General features: G+C 72.5%; 19 protein-coding genes. 15 read left to right on the plus strand and 4 right to left on the minus strand.

Going from position 1 to position 16,413, the window contains the following annotated elements; translation table 11 throughout:
* Window positions 1-69 precede the first annotated feature (69 nt).
* The 3 genes from AC07B0_RS22340 to AC07B0_RS22350 all read right to left on the minus strand — a co-directional run bounded on the left by AC07B0_RS22340 (window position 70) and on the right by AC07B0_RS22350 (window position 3,336).
* Window positions 70-1,290 (minus strand): S1C family serine protease, encoded by a 1,221-nt coding sequence (locus AC07B0_RS22340; protein WP_478898781.1) that lies wholly within the window; start codon window positions 1,288-1,290, stop codon window positions 70-72.
* 183 nt (window positions 1,291-1,473) lie between these two features.
* Window positions 1,474-2,496 (minus strand): LacI family DNA-binding transcriptional regulator, encoded by a 1,023-nt coding sequence (locus AC07B0_RS22345; RefSeq protein ID WP_356881984.1) that lies wholly within the window; start codon window positions 2,494-2,496, stop codon window positions 1,474-1,476.
* 24 nt (window positions 2,497-2,520) lie between these two features.
* On the minus strand, window positions 2,521-3,336 hold the full coding sequence (locus tag AC07B0_RS22350) for a response regulator transcription factor (protein ID WP_356881982.1): 816 nt from the start codon (window positions 3,334-3,336) through the stop codon (window positions 2,521-2,523).
* 468 nt (window positions 3,337-3,804) lie between these two features.
* On the opposite strand from AC07B0_RS22350, the gene AC07B0_RS22355 reads away from it, so the two are divergent.
* The 13 genes from AC07B0_RS22355 (at window position 3,805) to ygfZ (ending at window position 13,717) form a co-directional block, all read left to right on the plus strand.
* A complete protein-coding gene (locus AC07B0_RS22355) occupies window positions 3,805-4,059 on the plus strand; it encodes a MoaD/ThiS family protein (RefSeq protein ID WP_356881980.1) in 255 nt (84 codons plus the stop codon).
* A gap of 10 nt (window positions 4,060-4,069) precedes the next feature.
* Complete coding sequence (locus AC07B0_RS22360; RefSeq protein ID WP_478898782.1) at window positions 4,070-5,758, plus strand: hypothetical protein; 1,689 nt, start codon at window positions 4,070-4,072, stop codon at window positions 5,756-5,758.
* Between the two features lie 89 nt (window positions 5,759-5,847).
* Window positions 5,848-6,564 carry an LmeA family phospholipid-binding protein gene (locus AC07B0_RS22365; protein ID WP_478898783.1) on the plus strand — a complete coding sequence of 239 codons (717 nt, stop codon included), beginning with the start codon at window positions 5,848-5,850 and terminating at the stop codon, window positions 6,562-6,564.
* Between the two features lie 162 nt (window positions 6,565-6,726).
* Window positions 6,727-6,810 carry a putative leader peptide gene (locus AC07B0_RS22370; protein ID WP_467296631.1) on the plus strand — a complete coding sequence of 28 codons (84 nt, stop codon included), beginning with the start codon at window positions 6,727-6,729 and terminating at the stop codon, window positions 6,808-6,810.
* A gap of 189 nt (window positions 6,811-6,999) precedes the next feature.
* Window positions 7,000-7,845: a sulfurtransferase gene (locus AC07B0_RS22375; protein ID WP_356881974.1), complete on the plus strand. Its 846-nt coding sequence runs from the start codon at window positions 7,000-7,002 to the stop codon at window positions 7,843-7,845.
* Window positions 7,846-7,907: 62 nt separating this feature from the next.
* Window positions 7,908-8,198, plus strand: coding sequence for a DUF1416 domain-containing protein (locus AC07B0_RS22380; RefSeq protein WP_356881972.1), 291 nt, complete (start codon window positions 7,908-7,910; stop codon window positions 8,196-8,198).
* 75 nt (window positions 8,199-8,273) lie between these two features.
* A complete protein-coding gene (locus AC07B0_RS22385; RefSeq protein ID WP_478898864.1) occupies window positions 8,274-8,609 on the plus strand; it encodes a DUF3099 domain-containing protein in 336 nt (111 codons plus the stop codon).
* 116 nt (window positions 8,610-8,725) lie between these two features.
* Window positions 8,726-9,535 (plus strand): hypothetical protein, encoded by an 810-nt coding sequence (locus AC07B0_RS22390; protein WP_356881968.1) that lies wholly within the window; start codon window positions 8,726-8,728, stop codon window positions 9,533-9,535.
* Window positions 9,532-10,392 (plus strand): hypothetical protein, encoded by an 861-nt coding sequence (locus AC07B0_RS22395; protein WP_478898784.1) that lies wholly within the window; start codon window positions 9,532-9,534, stop codon window positions 10,390-10,392. Before AC07B0_RS22390 ends, AC07B0_RS22395 begins: the two co-directional genes overlap by 4 nt.
* A complete protein-coding gene (locus AC07B0_RS22400) occupies window positions 10,389-11,273 on the plus strand; it encodes a hypothetical protein (protein WP_478898785.1) in 885 nt (294 codons plus the stop codon). The genes AC07B0_RS22395 and AC07B0_RS22400 overlap by 4 nt, the downstream gene beginning before the upstream one ends.
* 271 nt (window positions 11,274-11,544) lie before the next feature.
* Complete coding sequence (locus tag AC07B0_RS22405) at window positions 11,545-12,117, plus strand: heme-binding beta-barrel domain-containing protein (RefSeq protein ID WP_356881962.1); 573 nt, start codon at window positions 11,545-11,547, stop codon at window positions 12,115-12,117.
* Window positions 12,118-12,217: 100 nt separating this feature from the next.
* Entirely contained in the window at window positions 12,218-12,670 is a 453-nt protein-coding gene (locus AC07B0_RS22410) for a Fur family transcriptional regulator (RefSeq protein WP_356881960.1), read from the plus strand.
* A gap of 78 nt (window positions 12,671-12,748) precedes the next feature.
* A complete protein-coding gene (gene ygfZ / locus AC07B0_RS22415; RefSeq protein WP_356881958.1) occupies window positions 12,749-13,717 on the plus strand; it encodes a CAF17-like 4Fe-4S cluster assembly/insertion protein YgfZ in 969 nt (322 codons plus the stop codon).
* A gap of 42 nt (window positions 13,718-13,759) precedes the next feature.
* Here the strand turns inward: ygfZ and dtd are convergent, their stop codons facing one another.
* Window positions 13,760-14,185, minus strand: a complete 426-nt coding sequence (gene dtd, locus AC07B0_RS22420) for a D-aminoacyl-tRNA deacylase (RefSeq protein ID WP_356881956.1) — start codon at window positions 14,183-14,185, stop codon at window positions 13,760-13,762.
* A 131-nt stretch (window positions 14,186-14,316) separates the two neighbouring features.
* Between dtd and AC07B0_RS22425 the strand changes: the two genes are divergently transcribed.
* Complete coding sequence (locus AC07B0_RS22425) at window positions 14,317-14,898, plus strand: RsiG family protein (protein ID WP_478898786.1); 582 nt, start codon at window positions 14,317-14,319, stop codon at window positions 14,896-14,898.
* A gap of 244 nt (window positions 14,899-15,142) precedes the next feature.
* Window positions 15,143-16,387, plus strand: a complete 1,245-nt coding sequence (locus tag AC07B0_RS22430; protein WP_478898787.1) for a GNAT family N-acetyltransferase — start codon at window positions 15,143-15,145, stop codon at window positions 16,385-16,387.
* The last annotated feature ends 26 nt before the right edge of the window (window positions 16,388-16,413 follow it).

Here is a 16,413-nt window from a genome sequence, read left to right on the forward strand (position 1 = left end):
GGTGGTCGGCCATGGGATGTGGTGGGTGACGGCGCTTCCCAGCGTCGCACGGGCCGGCCGGTGCACGGCTCAGAAGGAGGTGCCGAAGCCGTTGGTGCCGCTGCCGTTGCCGTTGCCGTTGCCGCTGCCGCTGTTGTCGGAGCCGGAGCCGGTGCCGCCCGGGCCGCCCTTGCGGAGGGAGTCGAGGTCGGCCTTGATCGTGTTCACGGGGATGGCGAAGCCCAGGCCGACGCTGCCCGCGCTCGAACTGTCCGAGGAGGGGGAGTAGATCGCGGAGGGCATGCCGACGATCTCGCCGTTCATGTTGACCAGCGCGCCGCCGGAGTTGCCCGGGTTCAGGGAGGCGTCCGTCTGGATGGCCTTGTACGAGGTGGTGTCCGAGCCCGTGTTCCCGTTGAACTGCTGACCGTCGTACGAGAACGGCCAGCCGCCCTGACCGCGCTGCGGGGACTGCTGCCGCTCCGACTTCGGGACGTTCACCTCGCGGTCCAGCGCCGAGACGATCCCGCTGGTGACGGTGCCGGTGAGGCGGTCGGGGGAGCCGATCGCGACGACCTCGTCGCCGACCTTGAGCCGGTCGGAGTCGCCGAGCGAGGCGGGCCTCAGGCCGCTCGCGCCCTGGAGCCTGATCAGCGCGAGGTCCTTGTCGGGGTCCGTGCCGACGATCTTGGCGGGGTACTTCTTGCCGTCGCTCATCGTCACCTGGATCTCGGAGGCGCCGTCGATGACGTGGTTGTTGGTGACGATCTCCCCGTCGGCGGTGATCACGATGCCGGAGCCGGTGCCCTGGCCCGACCCGGTGCGGGTGTCGATCCGTACGACGGACGGGCTGACCTGCTCGGCGACCCCGCTCACGGTGCCCGTGCCGGACTGCGACACGTTGGAGGCGCTGACCCCGCCGGAGGCGACCCCGTTGTGGACCAGGAACTGCTGCACGGCCGTGGCCGTCCCGCCGCCGATCACGGCGGCCGCGAGGGCGACGGCGGCCAGCAGCGCGACCGGCCGCTTCGCGCGGGCGGCGTGCGCGGGCCCGGCCTCGGGGGCCGCCTCGCGGGCGGTCCAGGTGGTGGCGGGCGGGACCGTCTCGCCCTGGATGACCGGCGGGCGGTGCGCCTCGTGCCAGCCGGGCGCGGCGGGCGGCGGGTACGCGGGCGGCGGCGGGTAGCCCCCCGCCCCGGCGTCCTGCGCCAGCCGGTCACGTCCGCGCTGCCAGTCCTCGCCGAACGGCTGGTCCTGGGCCGGGCGGTTCTCCTGCGGGTACTCGCCTTCGCGGCGGAAGCTGTCGGTCATGTCTCCGACTGTCCCGCCCGATCATGAGAGCTTCCTGAGCCCCGCCTGAGAAGCCCGGCAGAACCTCGTATGCCCGATATAAGGAAGTGGCCCGGACGGACCGCGCCGCTGCTCGTGCACCCACAGCCGGGGCGACGGCCCGTACCTCGCCGGCGACTGACCGGCCGGCTGGTGGACGGGCCGTCAGCGGCAGCCGCAGGAGCGGCGGATGACCAGGGCCGAGGGGAACTGCTTCAGGCGCTCGCGGCGGGAGCCCGCCACGCGCAGGGCGTCGTCCAGGACGAGGTCCACCGCGGCGCGGGCCATCGCGGGACGGTCCGAGGCGATCGTGGTCAGCGGCGGGTCCGTCAGCGCCGCCTCCTTCACGTCGTCGAAGCCGGCGACCGCCAGCTCCCCCGGAACGTCGATCCGCAGTTCGCGGGCCGCCCGCAGGACGCCGATGGCCTGGTCGTCGGTGGCGCAGAAGATCGCCGGCGGGCGGTCCGGCCCCGACAGCACCTCCAGGGCGACGGTGTACGCGTCGTAGCGGTTGTACGGGGCCTCGAAGAGCCGCCCCTCCACCGAACGCCCGGCCTCCAGCATGGCCCGCCGCCAGCCCTCGACGTGGTCGGCCACCGGGTCGCCGACCGACGGGGTGTTCTCGACCCCGCCGATGCAGGCCACGTACGGGTGCCCGTGCTCCAGCAGGTGCCGGGTGGCGAGCTGCGCGCCGCCGATGTCGTCGGTGATCACCGCGACGTCGTCGATGGCCTCGGGGCGCTCGTGCAGCAGCACGATCCGGGCGTCCCACGCCTCGATCTCGGAGGCCGCGCGCTCGCTCATGCCCTGGCTGACCAGGATCAGCCCGGAGACCCGCATGCCGAGGAACGCCCGCAGGTAGTGGACCTCGCGCTCGTCGCGGTAGTCGGAGTTGCCGACCAGCACCATCTTTCCGCGCTCGGCGGCGGCCTGCTCGACCGCGTGCGCCATCTCCGCGAAGAACGGCTGCCGGGCATCCGGGACGATCATGCCTATGAGGTCGGTGCGCCGGGACGCCATCGCCTGCGCGACCCGGTCCGGGCGGTAGCCCAGGTCCTTGATCGCGGCGAGTACACGCTCGCGCGTGGCCGGGGCAACCGGCCGGGGTCCGTTGTTGATGACGTAGCTCACGACGGCGGTAGAGGTACCCGCAAGTCGCGCCACGTCATCCCGCGTCACCTTGGCCACGCGCGGAAGTCTACGCGGGGTGACCTACCTCTGGGCAGGGCGTCCGGCCGAGTGGATGCTCACAGGTGCTTCCTCCATCCGGGGGAGGTCGGCGGGCTCCGGGGACTCCGCTGCGGCGGCGGGCTTCGCGGCGGCCTTCGAGGCCGCCTCCGCCGCCGCCCGCTCGACCTTCTCCGGGGTGACGAAGCGGTAGCCGACGTTGCGTACCGTGCCGATCAGCGACTCGTGCTCGGGGCCCAGCTTGGCGCGCAGCCGCCGTACGTGCACGTCGACCGTGCGGGTGCCGCCGAAGTAGTCGTACCCCCACACCTCCTGGAGGAGCTGTGCGCGGGTGAAGACCCGGCCCGGGTGCTGGGCGAGGTACTTCAGGAGCTCGAACTCCTTGAAGGTCAGGTCCAGGACCCGGCCCTTCAGCTTCGCGCTGTACGTCGCCTCGTCGACCGACAGGTCGCCGTTGCGGATCTCCATCGGGGAGTCGTCCGAGCCCAGCTGCTGGCGGCCCGTGGCCAGCCGCAGCCGCGCCTCGACCTCGGCCGGACCGGCGGTGTCGAGGAGGACGTCGTCGATGCCCCAGTCGGCGGTGACGGCCGCGAGGCCGCCCTCCGTGACGACGAGGATCAGCGGACAGCCCGGTCCGGTGGAGCGGAGCAGCTGGCACAGCGACCGCACCTGCGGCAGGTCGCGGCGGCCGTCGACGAGGATGACGTCGGCGCCGGGGGTGTCCACCAGGGCGGGGCCCTCGGCGGGGGCGACCCGGACGTTGTGCAGCAGCAGGCCGAGTGCGGGCAGCACCTCGGTCGACGGCTGCAGGGCGTTGGTCAGCAGCAGGAGGGAGCTCATGCCCGACCACCTGCCCAGCTCGGGTGGTCGTGCACGTGCACGGTTCGCTGGTCCATCACGTCGGTTCCTCCTCGGTCCCGTCGAGGACGTGCGTGGTACTGCTTCGTACGACTACTGCCTGGCGTCCGCCCGGCCCCCGCGCCCGTGGGGTCCGGATGGATACCACTGTTCTCGGTCCGTTCAACGTGCTGAAAGCACAAAAGGACCCGGGGGCTACGTTGCCCGGATCCTCTACGCCGCCAGAATAGCCCACCGGCCCTTTCGCGGCCGAGGCCTCGTCGCACCCCGTTCTGTGGTTCGCGACACGCCTTCCCCCAGCGTATGCCCCGGTTTCACCGGATCGATGGACCCCCGCACGGGTACCGGGGCGCACACGGGGCGCGTCGGGGTACGCCGGGGGGCAGGGCCGGAGGGGTCATCATGGAGGCCGACGGTAGAGAGCCGACGATGGCGACGATAGGAGCTGCAGTGGCAACCGGAACCATCCGCTACTGGGCGGCGGCCAAGGCCGCGGCCGGGACGGCGGAGGAGCCGTACTCGGCGCGCACACTGGCCGAGGCGCTCGACGCCGTGCGGGAACGCCACCCGGGAGAGCTGACACGGGTCCTGCTGCGCTGCTCCTTCCTCGTGAACGACGAGCCCGTGGGCAAGCGTCCCCACGATGCCGTGCTGCTGACCGAAGGGGGCACCGTCGAGGTGCTTCCGCCCTTCGCGGGCGGGTGAACGGGAACCGATGAGCACTCCGGAAGAACAGCGCCGGCAGCAGCAGGCCGCCGATGACCAGCAGGACCCGTACGGGACCCAGACCTGGCAGGCCGACACCTGGGACACCAGCTACCAGCCGGTGCAGCCGCCGCTGGGCACGGTGCCCGGGCAGCCGGCCGCGCCGCAGGGGTGGTTCCGCGAGGAGGCCGCCCCGCAGCAGCAGCAGCAGCAGCCGCAGCCGCAGCCGCAGCAGCCGCAGCAGCAGGAGTGGGGCGCGCAGGGCGGGTGGCCCACGGGCGCCGGTGCGCCCGACGCCCCTGCCGAGCAGACGGCGTACCTGCCGCCCTACCCGGGGCCGGAGGCCGTACAGCAGCCGCAGCAGCAGCCGATTGCGCCGGACGGGTGGTTCCGCGAGGAGGCCGCGCCCCAGCAGGTGCAGCAGCAGGCGCAGCAGCAGTGGGGTACGCAGGGCGGGCAGGCGGAGCCGTGGCCGGTGAGCCCCGGCACCTCCGCCGGCGCCGCCGAGCAGACGGCGTACCTGCCGCCGTACCCCGGGCCGGAGGCCGCCCAGCAGCAGCAGCCGATGGCGCCGGACGGGTGGTTCCGCGAGGAAACCCCGCAGCAGCAGCCGCAGCAGCCCCTCCAGCCGCAGCAGCCCCTGCCGCAGGCCTGGGACGCCGAGTCCACCGCGTACCTGCCGCCCCAGCCGGCCGCACCCGACCCCGCCGCCGAGCAGACGGCGTACCTTCCGCCGGTCCGTGAGGGTGCCGCCGAGCAGACGGCGTACCTCCCGCCGGTCCGTGAGGACGCCGCCGAGCAGACGGCGTACCTGCCGCCCTACCCCGGCCCCGACGGCGCCGGGGCGGCTGCCGCTGCCGTTCCCGCCGCCGCCCCCGCCCCGGCGGCGGCCGGGCCCGCCGCCGAGTACTCCCCCCCGACCCTGGGCGGCAACACCATCCGCGCCGTCGACCCCGCCCAGGCCCGCGCCGAGGGCCGCTCGCCGATCATCGACCCCGGTCCGCAGCCGGCCATACTGACCGCCGCCCTCGGGCTGCTGCTGGCCGTGGCCGCCGCCTTCGGGGACTTCGCCCTGCTGCTCCCGCTGATCGCCCTCCAGGGCCTCACCGCCGCCGGCTGGTTCCGCCTGAACGGCATGTGGCCCGCCCGTCAGGGCATCGCCCTCGCCTTCCTCGGAGCCCTCGTCGCGGACGCGGCGGTACTCGCCGTGGACAGTACGTACGGCCCCGGCGCGATCATCGGCACCCTCGGCGCCTGGGTGCTGCTGACGCTGGTCCTCCAGCTGCGCAGCCACGCGGACCCCGACGAGCGGATGTACGGGCTGATGGCCTCGGTGGCCTCCGCCGCCCTCGCGATCGTCTGCGCGGGCTTCCTCGCGGCCGACGGCAAGGCCGTCAGCGTGGGTGCGGCGGCCGTCGCGGTCGCCGTCTTCACCCGGGCCCTGCCGCTGCCGACCGTGCCCTCCGTCGGCGTCTCGCTGGCCGCCGCGGCCGGTGCGGGCATCGCGGTCGGCACCGTCACGGGCCTGGGGGCGGGCGGGGCGCTGCTCGGTCTCGCCGCCGGGGTCTGCGCCCTGGTCGGCCTGCGGGTGGCGGCGTACGACTACCCGTCGAAGTTCGTCCACATGACGGCCGGGGTCGCGCTGCCGCTGGCCGTCGCCGCCCCCGCCGTGTACCTGATCGGACGGGTGGTGGGCTGATCCGCGGGCGCTGACGGCGGCCTCACACCGGGCTCACGGCCGGCCGTGGTCCACTAGAACGCACGTACCGACTAGTAGGGGGAGGGCACGTGCGTTTCCTGCGCGTCGTCTTGATCATCGGAGTGGTTCTGGGGGCCCTGTTCGTGGGGGCGGACCGCTGGGCCGTCGGCTACGCCGAGAACCAGCTCGCCGACCGCATCCAGGCGCGGCAGGGGGCCGGGGGCAGCGCCGAGGTGGAGATAGAGGGCTTCCCCTTCCTGACCCAGGCCTTCAGCCACGAGCTCGACCGCGTGAACCTGAAGCTGAGCGGCGTCGAGGCCACCGCGGACGGCCGCAAGACGCGCCTCTCGCAGATCGACGCGAGCTTTCGCGAGGTGAAGCTGAACGGCGACTACACGGGCGGCACCGCCCGGCGCGCCGAGGGCAGCGCGCTGATCTCGTACGAGGACCTCACCAAGGCCTCGGACAAGGGCGTGGTGCTGACCTACGGCGGGTCCCCGGGCAAGGTGAAGGTCACCGCGACGCTCGACTTCCTCGGCAAGTCCGTCACCCGGCACGTCGTGTCGACCGTCGCCCTCGTCGACGCGAAGGACGGCAAGGGCGGCAAGATCGTCCGGGTGCGCGCGGACGAGGTCCCGGGCGAGGGCCTCCCCGGGATCGAGCGGGAGATCCGCAAGCGGACCGACTTCGACCGCCGCCTCGACGGCGGACTGCCGTCCGGGCTCGGCCTCTCCTCGCTGACCTCGGACGAAGCCGGTGTCCACCTCAGCCTGAGCGGTACGGACGTGTCCCTGGCCGGATCGTGAGACGGCGCGGTCCGATCCGCAGATAGGACGACCGTACGAAGAGCCCCGGAAGGCCTCCAGGCAGGCCTCCGGGGCTTTCTCGTCCCATCATCCGGACGATCCTGTCTCGACATATGACACACCGGTGACAGGGCGGCCGATTCGTCCCTACGATCCATGCCTATGAAGCATCAGCAGGCGGACCTCACGAAGCGGCGGGCAGTAGACCTGTGTCGCGTCGCCGCCATGCTCTGTCGCGCCATGTGAGGTGTGAGCCTTCCGCTCCACCGGCCGGAACGACGGCCTTCATCCGCGTGACCGCACCCGCCTCCCGCCCCTGACGCCTCCCCGCGCAGGGACCGAGCGCGACATCCCGGAACGGCGCGCCACCGCACCGCCCAGCCCCGCAGCAGCACCAGCACAGCCCCGCCGCACACTGCCCCGGAGGAGAACATCATGAGCCGCAGCGACGTCCTCGTAGACGCCGACTGGGTCGAGGCCCACCTGAACGACGCCAACGTCGTCATCGTCGAGGTGGACGAGGACACGTCCGCCTACGACAAGAACCACATCACCAACGCCGTCCGGATCGACTGGAAGACCGACCTCCAGGACCCGGTCCGCCGTGACTTCGTGGACCAGGAGGGCTTCGAGAAGCTCCTCTCCGCCAAGGGCATCTCCAACGACGACACCGTCGTCCTCTACGGCGGCAACAACAACTGGTTCGCGTCCTACGCCTACTGGTACTTCAAGCTCTACGGCCACCAGGACGTGAAGCTCCTCGACGGCGGCCGCAAGAAGTGGGAGCTCGACTCCCGCGACCTGGTCGACGGCAAGGACGTCCCGAACCGCCCGGCCACCACGTACAAGGCCAAGGCCCAGGACACCTCGATCCGCGCCTTCCGCGACGACGTCGTGGCCGCGATCGGCTCCCTGAACCTGGTCGACGTCCGCTCGCCCGACGAGTTCTCCGGCAAGCTGCTCGCCCCGGCGCACCTCCCGCAGGAGCAGTCGCAGCGCCCCGGCCACGTGCCGAGCGCCCGCAACATCCCGTGGTCGAAGAACGCCAACGACGACGGCACCTTCAAGTCGGACGACGAGCTGACCGCCCTCTACGAGGCCGAGCAGGTCGACCTGGCGAAGGACACCATCGCCTACTGCCGCATCGGCGAGCGCTCCGCGCTCACGTGGTTCGTGCTGCACGAGCTCCTGGGCCAGGAGAACGTCAAGAACTACGACGGCTCGTGGACCGAGTACGGCTCGCTGGTCGGCGTGCCGATCGAGCTCGGCCCCAACAAGTAACCCTGCCGGGCGCGCAGGGCCCGTAGTAGCCAGTACGACCTCTCTAGGACAGGACAGAGAACATGTGTGGAGCACAGATCGGCGGGCCCGACCTCGCGACGCTGAAGCCCGGTGAGACCGCGATCCAGGGCCAGATCACCCAGGGCGGCGAGCCGGTGTCCGGCTACGTCCGGCTGCTGGACTCGACCGGCGAGTTCACCGCCGAGGTCCCGACCTCGGCGACGGGCCAGTTCCGCTTCTACGCGGCCACCGGTTCCTGGACGCTGCGCGCGCTCGTGCCGGGCGGCACGGCCGACCGCAGCGTCGTCGTCGCCGAGGCCGGCGGCGTGACGGACGTGGCGATCGCGGTCTGAGCACCGGCGGTCTGAGCACCGTACGCCTGAACGACTGACCGGCCGAAGGGCCGCACCCCCGGGGGTTGGACGCCACTGGAGCGGGGTGCGGCCCTTCGTGCCGTCCCGGGGCCTTGCGGGCGGCGCCGGCCGCTCTACGCTGGAGGCATGTACGCCCGGCGCCGTCGCGCCTACTTCCTGCTCATGGGCGGATGCCTGTTCCTCTTCGTCTCCGCCTGGTCCTTCGTGCGCCTGTGGTCGGTGGAGGCCGCCGTGGCCCTCTGCGTGGTCGCCATGGTCATCCCGCCGGTCGCCGCGATGATCGCGAACCGGCGCGGCCCCGAAGACCGCTGGTGGGACGACCCCTCGGGGGATCCGAAATCGGACGAGTGGTGGGACGAACTGGACGGAAAGCGGCGGCACGAGGACTGAAACCCGCCTATATAAAAATGTAATAAGGGTACGTACAACTGGTTCCCGCTGCGGCCGGTCTTGGCTGTGCGCAGGTAAGTCAACCGGCGCCTTCCAGTCCTGTGGGGGGACCTCCTTTGGAACCAGAACAGACCGTTGCCGAGCTGCCCGCACCGGGGGAGAGTGAGGGCGCGGGAATTCCGGGACCGGCCCTTCCCGCCGCGCCCCGGCCGCGACGCCGCGGGCGTACGACGCTCCTGATCGCCGCCGCCCTCGTACTCGGCGCCCTCGCCGGCACGGTCACCGGTTACGCGGTCCAGTTCCACCGCGAACCGACCCCGCTGCCCCCGCTGGCGCAGCAGGGGCTGGACACGCCGAAGCCGCTGGCCGCGGACACGGAGACGACCTTCAAGTCGATCAACGCCAACCGCTGGCACAAGACCGACGACGACCTGACGAAGCTGCTGCTGGCGCCGCCGTCGGGGGCGAAGGTCACCGTGCCGCCGTCCTTCGAGTCGCTCGACTTCTTCGCGGCGCCCTTCGAGAACCCGGAAGCGGCCCTGCGGGACTTCGCCACCGGCGTGCGCCGGGTCGCGCTGACCGCGTGGGTGACGGACGGCCGGTACTACGTGGACGTCCGGCTCATCCAGTTCGCCGAACTGGAGGACGCGGACGACTACCAGAAGCAGCAGGCCGAGTACATGCCGTTGGCGAAGTTCGCCGGCAACCCGGGTGTGGCCGTTCCCGGCGTGCCCGACGACCTCGGCCACGTCTGGGTGGACTCGAAGGTCCAGCAGAAGGCCGGCTACGAGCCGATCCGCGGTGCCCGCGCCGTCGTCCGGCGCGGTGACGTGGTCATGGAGATCTTCTACAACGACAACCGGGGCGCGAAGATCGCCGAATCCGACGTCATCGACCTGGCCAAGCGACAGCTGGAGCGACTGTGACCGAGCCGACGAACGACCCGAAGACGGCCGCGCAGACCGCCGTGCAGAACGCGGGGCAGACCGCCGTGCAGACCGCCGTGCCGGCCCCCGCCCCCGACGCCGCGGCGCCCGCCGCCGTCCCCGCGGGGAGCCGCGTCAAGGCCGGCCCGCTGGTGGTCGGCGTGCTCAGCCTGGCCGTCCTGGTGGGCGCCGGGGTCTGGGCGTCCGCCACCGTCGAGGACGCCGACCGCAGCGCGCCCACCGCCTACTGGGCCCCCGCCGGCACGGAGCCGGGGAAGACGCCGGAGCCGGAGAGCGTGCCCGCCAACGCGGTGTCGGCCAAGCTGCTCCCGGTGCCCTCCAGTTACGAGCTCGGTCCCGACTTCGGGGTCCAGGGCAACGACTTCGTCGTCTCGGGCGACAAGGCCGTCGAGGGCTTCAAGGAGGTCCGCAAGGGCCTGTCCACCACGGAGCGCAAGATGCGCGACGAGCTGCTGGCCGATCTCAAGCTCAAGGGCCAGGCGGGCCGCACGTACATGAAGTGGGGCGGGAACCTGGTCGTGGAGGTCAGGATCCTCCAGGCCGACCCGCAGGCCCTGAACGCCTTCGCCGGGATGTCGAAGAAGTTCCTGGAGGTCCTCGGGGACGACCGCGAGGGCCCCAAGGTGGACGGGTACCCGGACGCCAAGTGCTCGCTGCTGGCCGTCGGCGAGGAGAAGGAGGAGAAGATCGACTCCGTCTACTGCGTGGCGGTCGAGGGCGACGTGATGGTCGACTTCCGTGCCTACGGCCCCAAGTCCGGCTTCTACACGACCGACGCGGTCGACTTCCTCAAGAAGCAGCTGAACCACCTGAAGTCCCCCGGGGAGTCCGCGTGACCGAGCAGCACACCACCCCGGCGGAAACGTCTCCGCTGGACACCCCGCCGCCGCCCCCGCCCCCGGCCGACGCGCCCCCGGCCCAGGCCCCCACCGCTGCCGCCCCCGTCCCCGCCGCCCCCAAGGACCGCCGCAAGCTGTTCGCGGCCCTGCGCTGGACCGCCGCCGTCCTCGTCTTCGGCGCCGCCGGCACGGGGGCCGCGTACGGCGTCGTCCAGTCCGACCGCACCGACCTCCCCGGCCTCGCCACCCTCGGCGACGGCCGCTGGGAGTACCCGGCCCTGGCCAAGCCCGCGCTGCCCCCGGGCGCCGCGCTGCCCTTCGCCAAGGACAACGCCGACGGCATCCACTACGCCGGCCTGACCCAGCTGCTGCTGCCCGCGCCGAAGGGCTCCGTACCGGACGCCGCGCTGAAGCTGGAGAAGGACTCGGCCGTCTCCGTGGACACCCTCATGGAGGAGTACGAGGGGAGCGCGCGCGAGAAGCTCAAGCAGGGCCTCGCCGACAACGGCCTGCGCCAGGCCGTGGCCCGCGGCTGGACCACCCCGGACGGCACCCGTACCCGCGTCTACCTGCTGCGCTTCCACTCCTCCGGCTTCGCGGACGCCTTCGAGGGCTGCGGCGCCGACATGAACCTCAGCGGGGTCAACCGCATCGAGACCGACTCCGTCTGGGGCAGGGCCAAGGTCGACCAGGGCGCCCCCGACACCACCGGCGTGACCGTGATGGAGGAGTCCGCCCCCGTCGGCGACGACATGGTCCGGGCCGCCTGCGTCCAGTCCGGCGACGTCCAGGCCGTGATCCTCCAGACCCGCAAGGGCACGGTGCCCGCCGTCCCCCTCCACCAGACGGTGATCCTCCAGCACCAGCTGCTGCGCTGACCCGGCCGCCATACGGGCGTACGGCCTACCTCACACAGTGCGCCGGTCCCCGGGCCAGTAGGCTTGGGGACCGGCCCGTACCCCGCCATCGAATCCTCCGAGGAGCACCCCGTGCTTGAGGCAGTCTTCACCTCCCTGCTGGTCCTGGTCTGCGTCGGCGTCATGGCCTTCACCGTCCTGGCCGTCAAGAAGCTGTACCAGGGTCAGCGCTGAGCGTCCGCCCAGCCGACCGCCCCGGAACCCCTCAAACAGATCGCCTGAGCAGCCAACCATGATCCAGATCCCGTCGGACCTGAACCCGGGTCTCGTCCCCCTCGCCTTCCTCCTCGGAAACTGGGAAGGCGCCGGCGTCTTCGACTTCCCCGGCGAGGAGAAGTGCAACTTCGGCCAGGAAGTCGTCTTCAGCCACGACGGCCGGGACTTCCTGGAGTACACCTCCCACACCTGGGTCCTCGACGCCGAGGGCAACAAGGTGCGCCCGCTGGAGTCCGAGTCGGGCTACTGGCGCATCGACGCGGACCGCAAGGTCGAGATCGTCATGGTCCGTGACCAGGGCGTCGTCGAGGTCTGGTACGGCGAGCTCGCCCACCAGAAGCCCCAGATCGACGTCGTCACCGACGCGGTCGCCCGCACGGCCGCGTCCGGCCCGTACAGCGGCGGCAAGCGCCTCTACGGGTACGTGAAGAGCGACCTCATGTGGGTCGGCGAGAAGGCCACGCCCGACGTCGAGCTGCGCCCCTACATGTCGGCCCAGCTGAAGAAGGTCGTCACCCCGGAGGAGATCGCCGACATGGCGCGCAACCTCCCGGAGCTCCCGGAAGACGGCATCGCCTTCTTCCGCTGAGCCCCCCGCGCCGGATCCCGCCGGCCGGGCGCACAGCCGTACGAAACGAAGGGGACCGCGGACTCGCCCGCGGTCCCCTTCGCGCGCTTACACTGGCCGGGTGGTGACCACCGACTGGAAGAGCGACCTGCGGCAGCGCGGATACCGGCTGACACCGCAGCGGCAGCTTGTGCTGGAAGCGGTCGACGCCCTGGAGCACGCCAGCCCCGACGAGATCCTCGTCGAGGTGCGCAAGACCGCCTCCGGGGTCAACATCTCCACCGTCTACCGCACCCTGGAGCTCCTGGAGGAGCTCGGCCTGGTGTCGCACGCCCACCTCGGGCACGGGGCCCCCACCTACCACCTCGCCGACCGGCACCACCACATCCACCTCGTCTGCCGGGACTGCACCGACGTCATCGAGGCGGACCTGGACATCGCCGCCGAGTTCACGGCGAAGCTCCGCACCACCTTCGGCTTCGAGACCGACATGAAGCACTTCGCGATCTTCGGGCTGTGCAAGAAGTGCGCCGCCCGGCGCGCGGCCGACCCGGACGGGCCGGAGCAGCCGTAGCCCGTGCCGCAGCCCGTGTCGCGGCGCGCGGCGGGAGCGCCCTGGGGGGCGTCCGGGCGGGGTCGTACGCTTGGTGGCATGACCAGCAGCCCCTTGCTCCATCTCCCCGGCGCCGTACAGGCCGAAGGCCGTGACGAGGGCGTCGCCGCCCACTACGGAGAGCTCTACGGCGAACAGCGCGCCCTCGCCGACGGCCGAGGTTTCGTCGACCTCTCCCACCGCGGTGTCGTCACCGTCACCGGGGCGGACCGCCTCAGCTGGCTGCACCTGCTGCTCACCCAGCACGTCACCGACCTCCCCGCCGGACAGGCCACCGAAGCGCTGATCCTGTCCGCGAACGGCCACATCGAGCACGCCCTCTACCTCGTCGACGACGGGGAGACGGTGTGGGCGCACGTCGAGCCCGGCACCCAGGAGGCGCTGATCGCCTACCTGGAGGCGATGAAGTTCTTCTACCGCGTCGAAGTGGCCGACCGCACCGCCGACTTCGCGGTCGTCCACCTCCCGGCCGGCTCGATCGCCGAGGTCGCCAAGGAACTCGCCGTACGCGAAACCCCGTACGGCCGCGACGTGTTCCTGCCCCGGGACGGGCTGGAGGCCTTCGCCGCCACGCACGGCCCCGCCGCCGGACTCCTCGCCTACGAGGCCCTGCGCGTCGAGGCCCACCGCCCGCGCGTCGGGCTGGAGACCGACCACCGCACCATCCCGCACGAGCTGGGCTGGATCGGCACCGCCGTGCACCTCCAGAAGGGCTGCTACCGCGGCCAGGAGACCGTCGCCCGCGTCCACAACCTGGGGAAGCCGCCGCGCCGGCTGGTCTTCCTGCACCTGGACGGCTCCGAGGTCCTGCTCCCGGCGCACGGCACGCCCGTACGGCTCGCCGCGGACGGGGAGGAGGGCCGCCAGCTCGGCTTCGTGACCACCGCCGTGCGCCACCACGAGCTCGGCCCGATCGCCCTCGCCCTGGTCAAGCGGAACGTGCCCGTGGACGCGCCGCTGCTCGCCGGGAACACGGCCGCCGCGCAGGAGGTCGTCGTAGCGCCGTAGCCCCGGCGCGCGCCGTAGCTCCCGTACGCCGGGGCCGGCGCCTCAGACGTCGATGACGATGGTGAACGGGCCGTGGTTGGTCAGCGAGACCCGCATGTCCGCGCCGAACCGGCCCGTCTCCACCGTCGCGCCCAGCGCGCGCAGCTGCGCCACGACCTCGTCGACCAGCGGCTCGGCCACCGGGCCGGGCGCGGCCGCGTTCCAGGTGGGGCGCCGGCCCTTGCGGGCGTCCCCGTAGAGCGTGAACTGGGAGATCACCAGCAGCGGCGCGCCGATGTCGCTGCAGGACTTCTCCGCGTCCAGGATCCGTACGGACCACAGCTTGCGCGCCAGCACCGCGGCCTTCTCCGGGGTGTCGTCGTGGGTCACCCCCACCAGGACGCACAGCCCCTCGCCGACGATCTCGCCGACCGTCTCCCCGGCCACGACCACGCTCGCGCCGTCCACCCTCTGCACCACTGCTCGCATACCACCTGTGTACCAGGCGTGCACCCGTCCGGGGCCGATCGGGTGCAGTGGGACTGCGTCGGCACCACGGAGAGTGGCACCATGCACGCAGGCGGTGCCCCCTGCACCGGTCGAGGGGACGGATACGAACGATGAACACCTCTGGTACCTCCGCACCTGCACCCGCGTCACCGACGTCGCCCGGCGGGCGGCCTCCCGCACAGCGCACCGGCGACGGCCCGGGCCCGACCACCCAGGCCACCCCCGCCACCGCGCTCGGCCTGCCGGAGCTGCGCGCGCTGCGCCGCGACGCGCAGCGCGACGAGGCCGACCTCAGTTACGTCCGCAGAATCCTGCAAGGCCGCATCGACATCCTGCGCGCCGAACTCGCCCGCCGGACGGACCCCGAGGCGCCGGTCGTGGACCGGCTCTCCGAGATCCTCGCCGACGCGCCGTCCAGCCGCAGCGCCTCCGCCCGGCACGTCACGCTCGGCACCCCGCACAACGAGGAGTTCCGGCTGCTGGCCGCCGAGATGCTCTCCGACGTCGAACTGTCCGACCTGGAGGCCCGTACCGACGCCGAACTGCACGACGGGATGGCCCGGCTGGTGCGGTACGAGCAGCAGGTCTCGCGCCGCCGGCAGCAGCTCCAGCGGATGGCGGACGACTCCAGCGCGGAGATCACCCGCCGCTACCGGGAGGGCGAGGCGCAGGTGGACGACCTGCTGGCCTAGGGCCTGTCGTCAAACTCCCGTCTGCCCCGCGACGCCTGGCACGCGCTCTCGCCGCACCGGGCGAAAGCCAAGTACGTCCAGTACGCGGGCTTCCGCCCGGCGCACCGAGAGCACGCACCAGACGCCGCAGGGCCGCCCTCCGGGCGACGACGGGAGTTTGACGACAGGCCCTAGGCCCCGGGGGGAGTCCCGCGGCGGGAAAATCGGGCGACCTCCGCCGTCCGGGCGATTAGCGTGGCCGGTTATGAGTGCTGACGTCCGGCCGATCGCCGCATCCGAACTCCCCGACTGGCTGCACGCGCTGAACACCGGCTTCCTCACCGCGACCCGTGTGACGGACTCCGATGTCGCCCAGCGTGCCGAGTACAGCGACCTCGCCCGCATCCAGGGCGGCTTCGACAAGGACACCGGCCGCTGCGTCGCCGCCTTCCGTTCCTTCGGCCAGGAACTGACCGTTCCGGGCGGGGCGGCCGTCCCGTGCAGCGCCATCTCCAACGTCGCCGTGCTGCCCACCCACCGCCGCCAGGGCCTGCTGACCCGCATGATGGCCGCCGAGCTGACCGCCGCCCGCGAGCGCGGTGACGTCCTGGCCACGCTGATCGCCGCCGAGTACCCGATCTACGGGCGCTACGGCTTCGGGCCCGCCACCGCCGTCGCCGAATGGGAGGTCGACGTCCCGCGCACCGGCCTCGACCGCCGCTGGTCGGCCCCCGCGGACGGCGGCCGGATCGACCTGGTGGACGCCGCCGAGGTCCGGCGGGTCGGCCCCGCGCTGCACGAGCGGCTGCGCGCCGGCACCCACGGCGCGGTCGACCGGGACGCGCGCTGGTGGAACCTGACGACGGGCGTGGAGGAGATGTCGCACCGCCCGTACAAGGAGAAGTTCCACGCCGTGTACCGGACGGCGGCGGGGGAGGTCGCCGGCCTGGCCGTCTACGGCGCCGACGACCACTGGACCGACGCGAAGACCCCGCAGAACACGGTGCGGGTCAAGGACCTGATCGCGGTCACCCCGGACGCCGAGCGGGCCCTGTGGCACTTCCTGTGCTCCATCGACTGGGTCACCCGGGTCCGCAGCGGCTACCGGGCTCCCGACGACCTCCTCCCGCAGCTGCTGCCCGACCCGCGCGCGGCCGCCCTGGTGACCGCCGCCGACTTCCTGTGGGTACGCGTCCTGGACGTCGTACGGGCCCTGGGCGCGCGGACGTACGCCGTTCCGGGCGTGCTCGTCCTGGAGGTCACCGACCCCGGCGGCCCGGCGGAGGGCCGCTACCGCCTCGACGCGGGCGCCGGCACCTGTTCCCGTACGGAGGAGCCCGCCGACCTGCGGCTCGACGCGGCCGCGCTGGGCTCCCTGTACCTGGGCGACGCCTCGGCGGTCCGGCTGGGGGCGCTGGGCGAGGTCACCGAGGAACGGGCCGGAGCCCTGGCGCTGGCGGACGCGGTGTTCCGCACCGCGCGCCGGCCGTGGTGCCCGGACGTCTTCTGACGCACCCCTGCCAGACCCCCGACGCA

It is taken from the genome of Streptomyces sp. NPDC044704 (genome assembly GCF_056433525.1).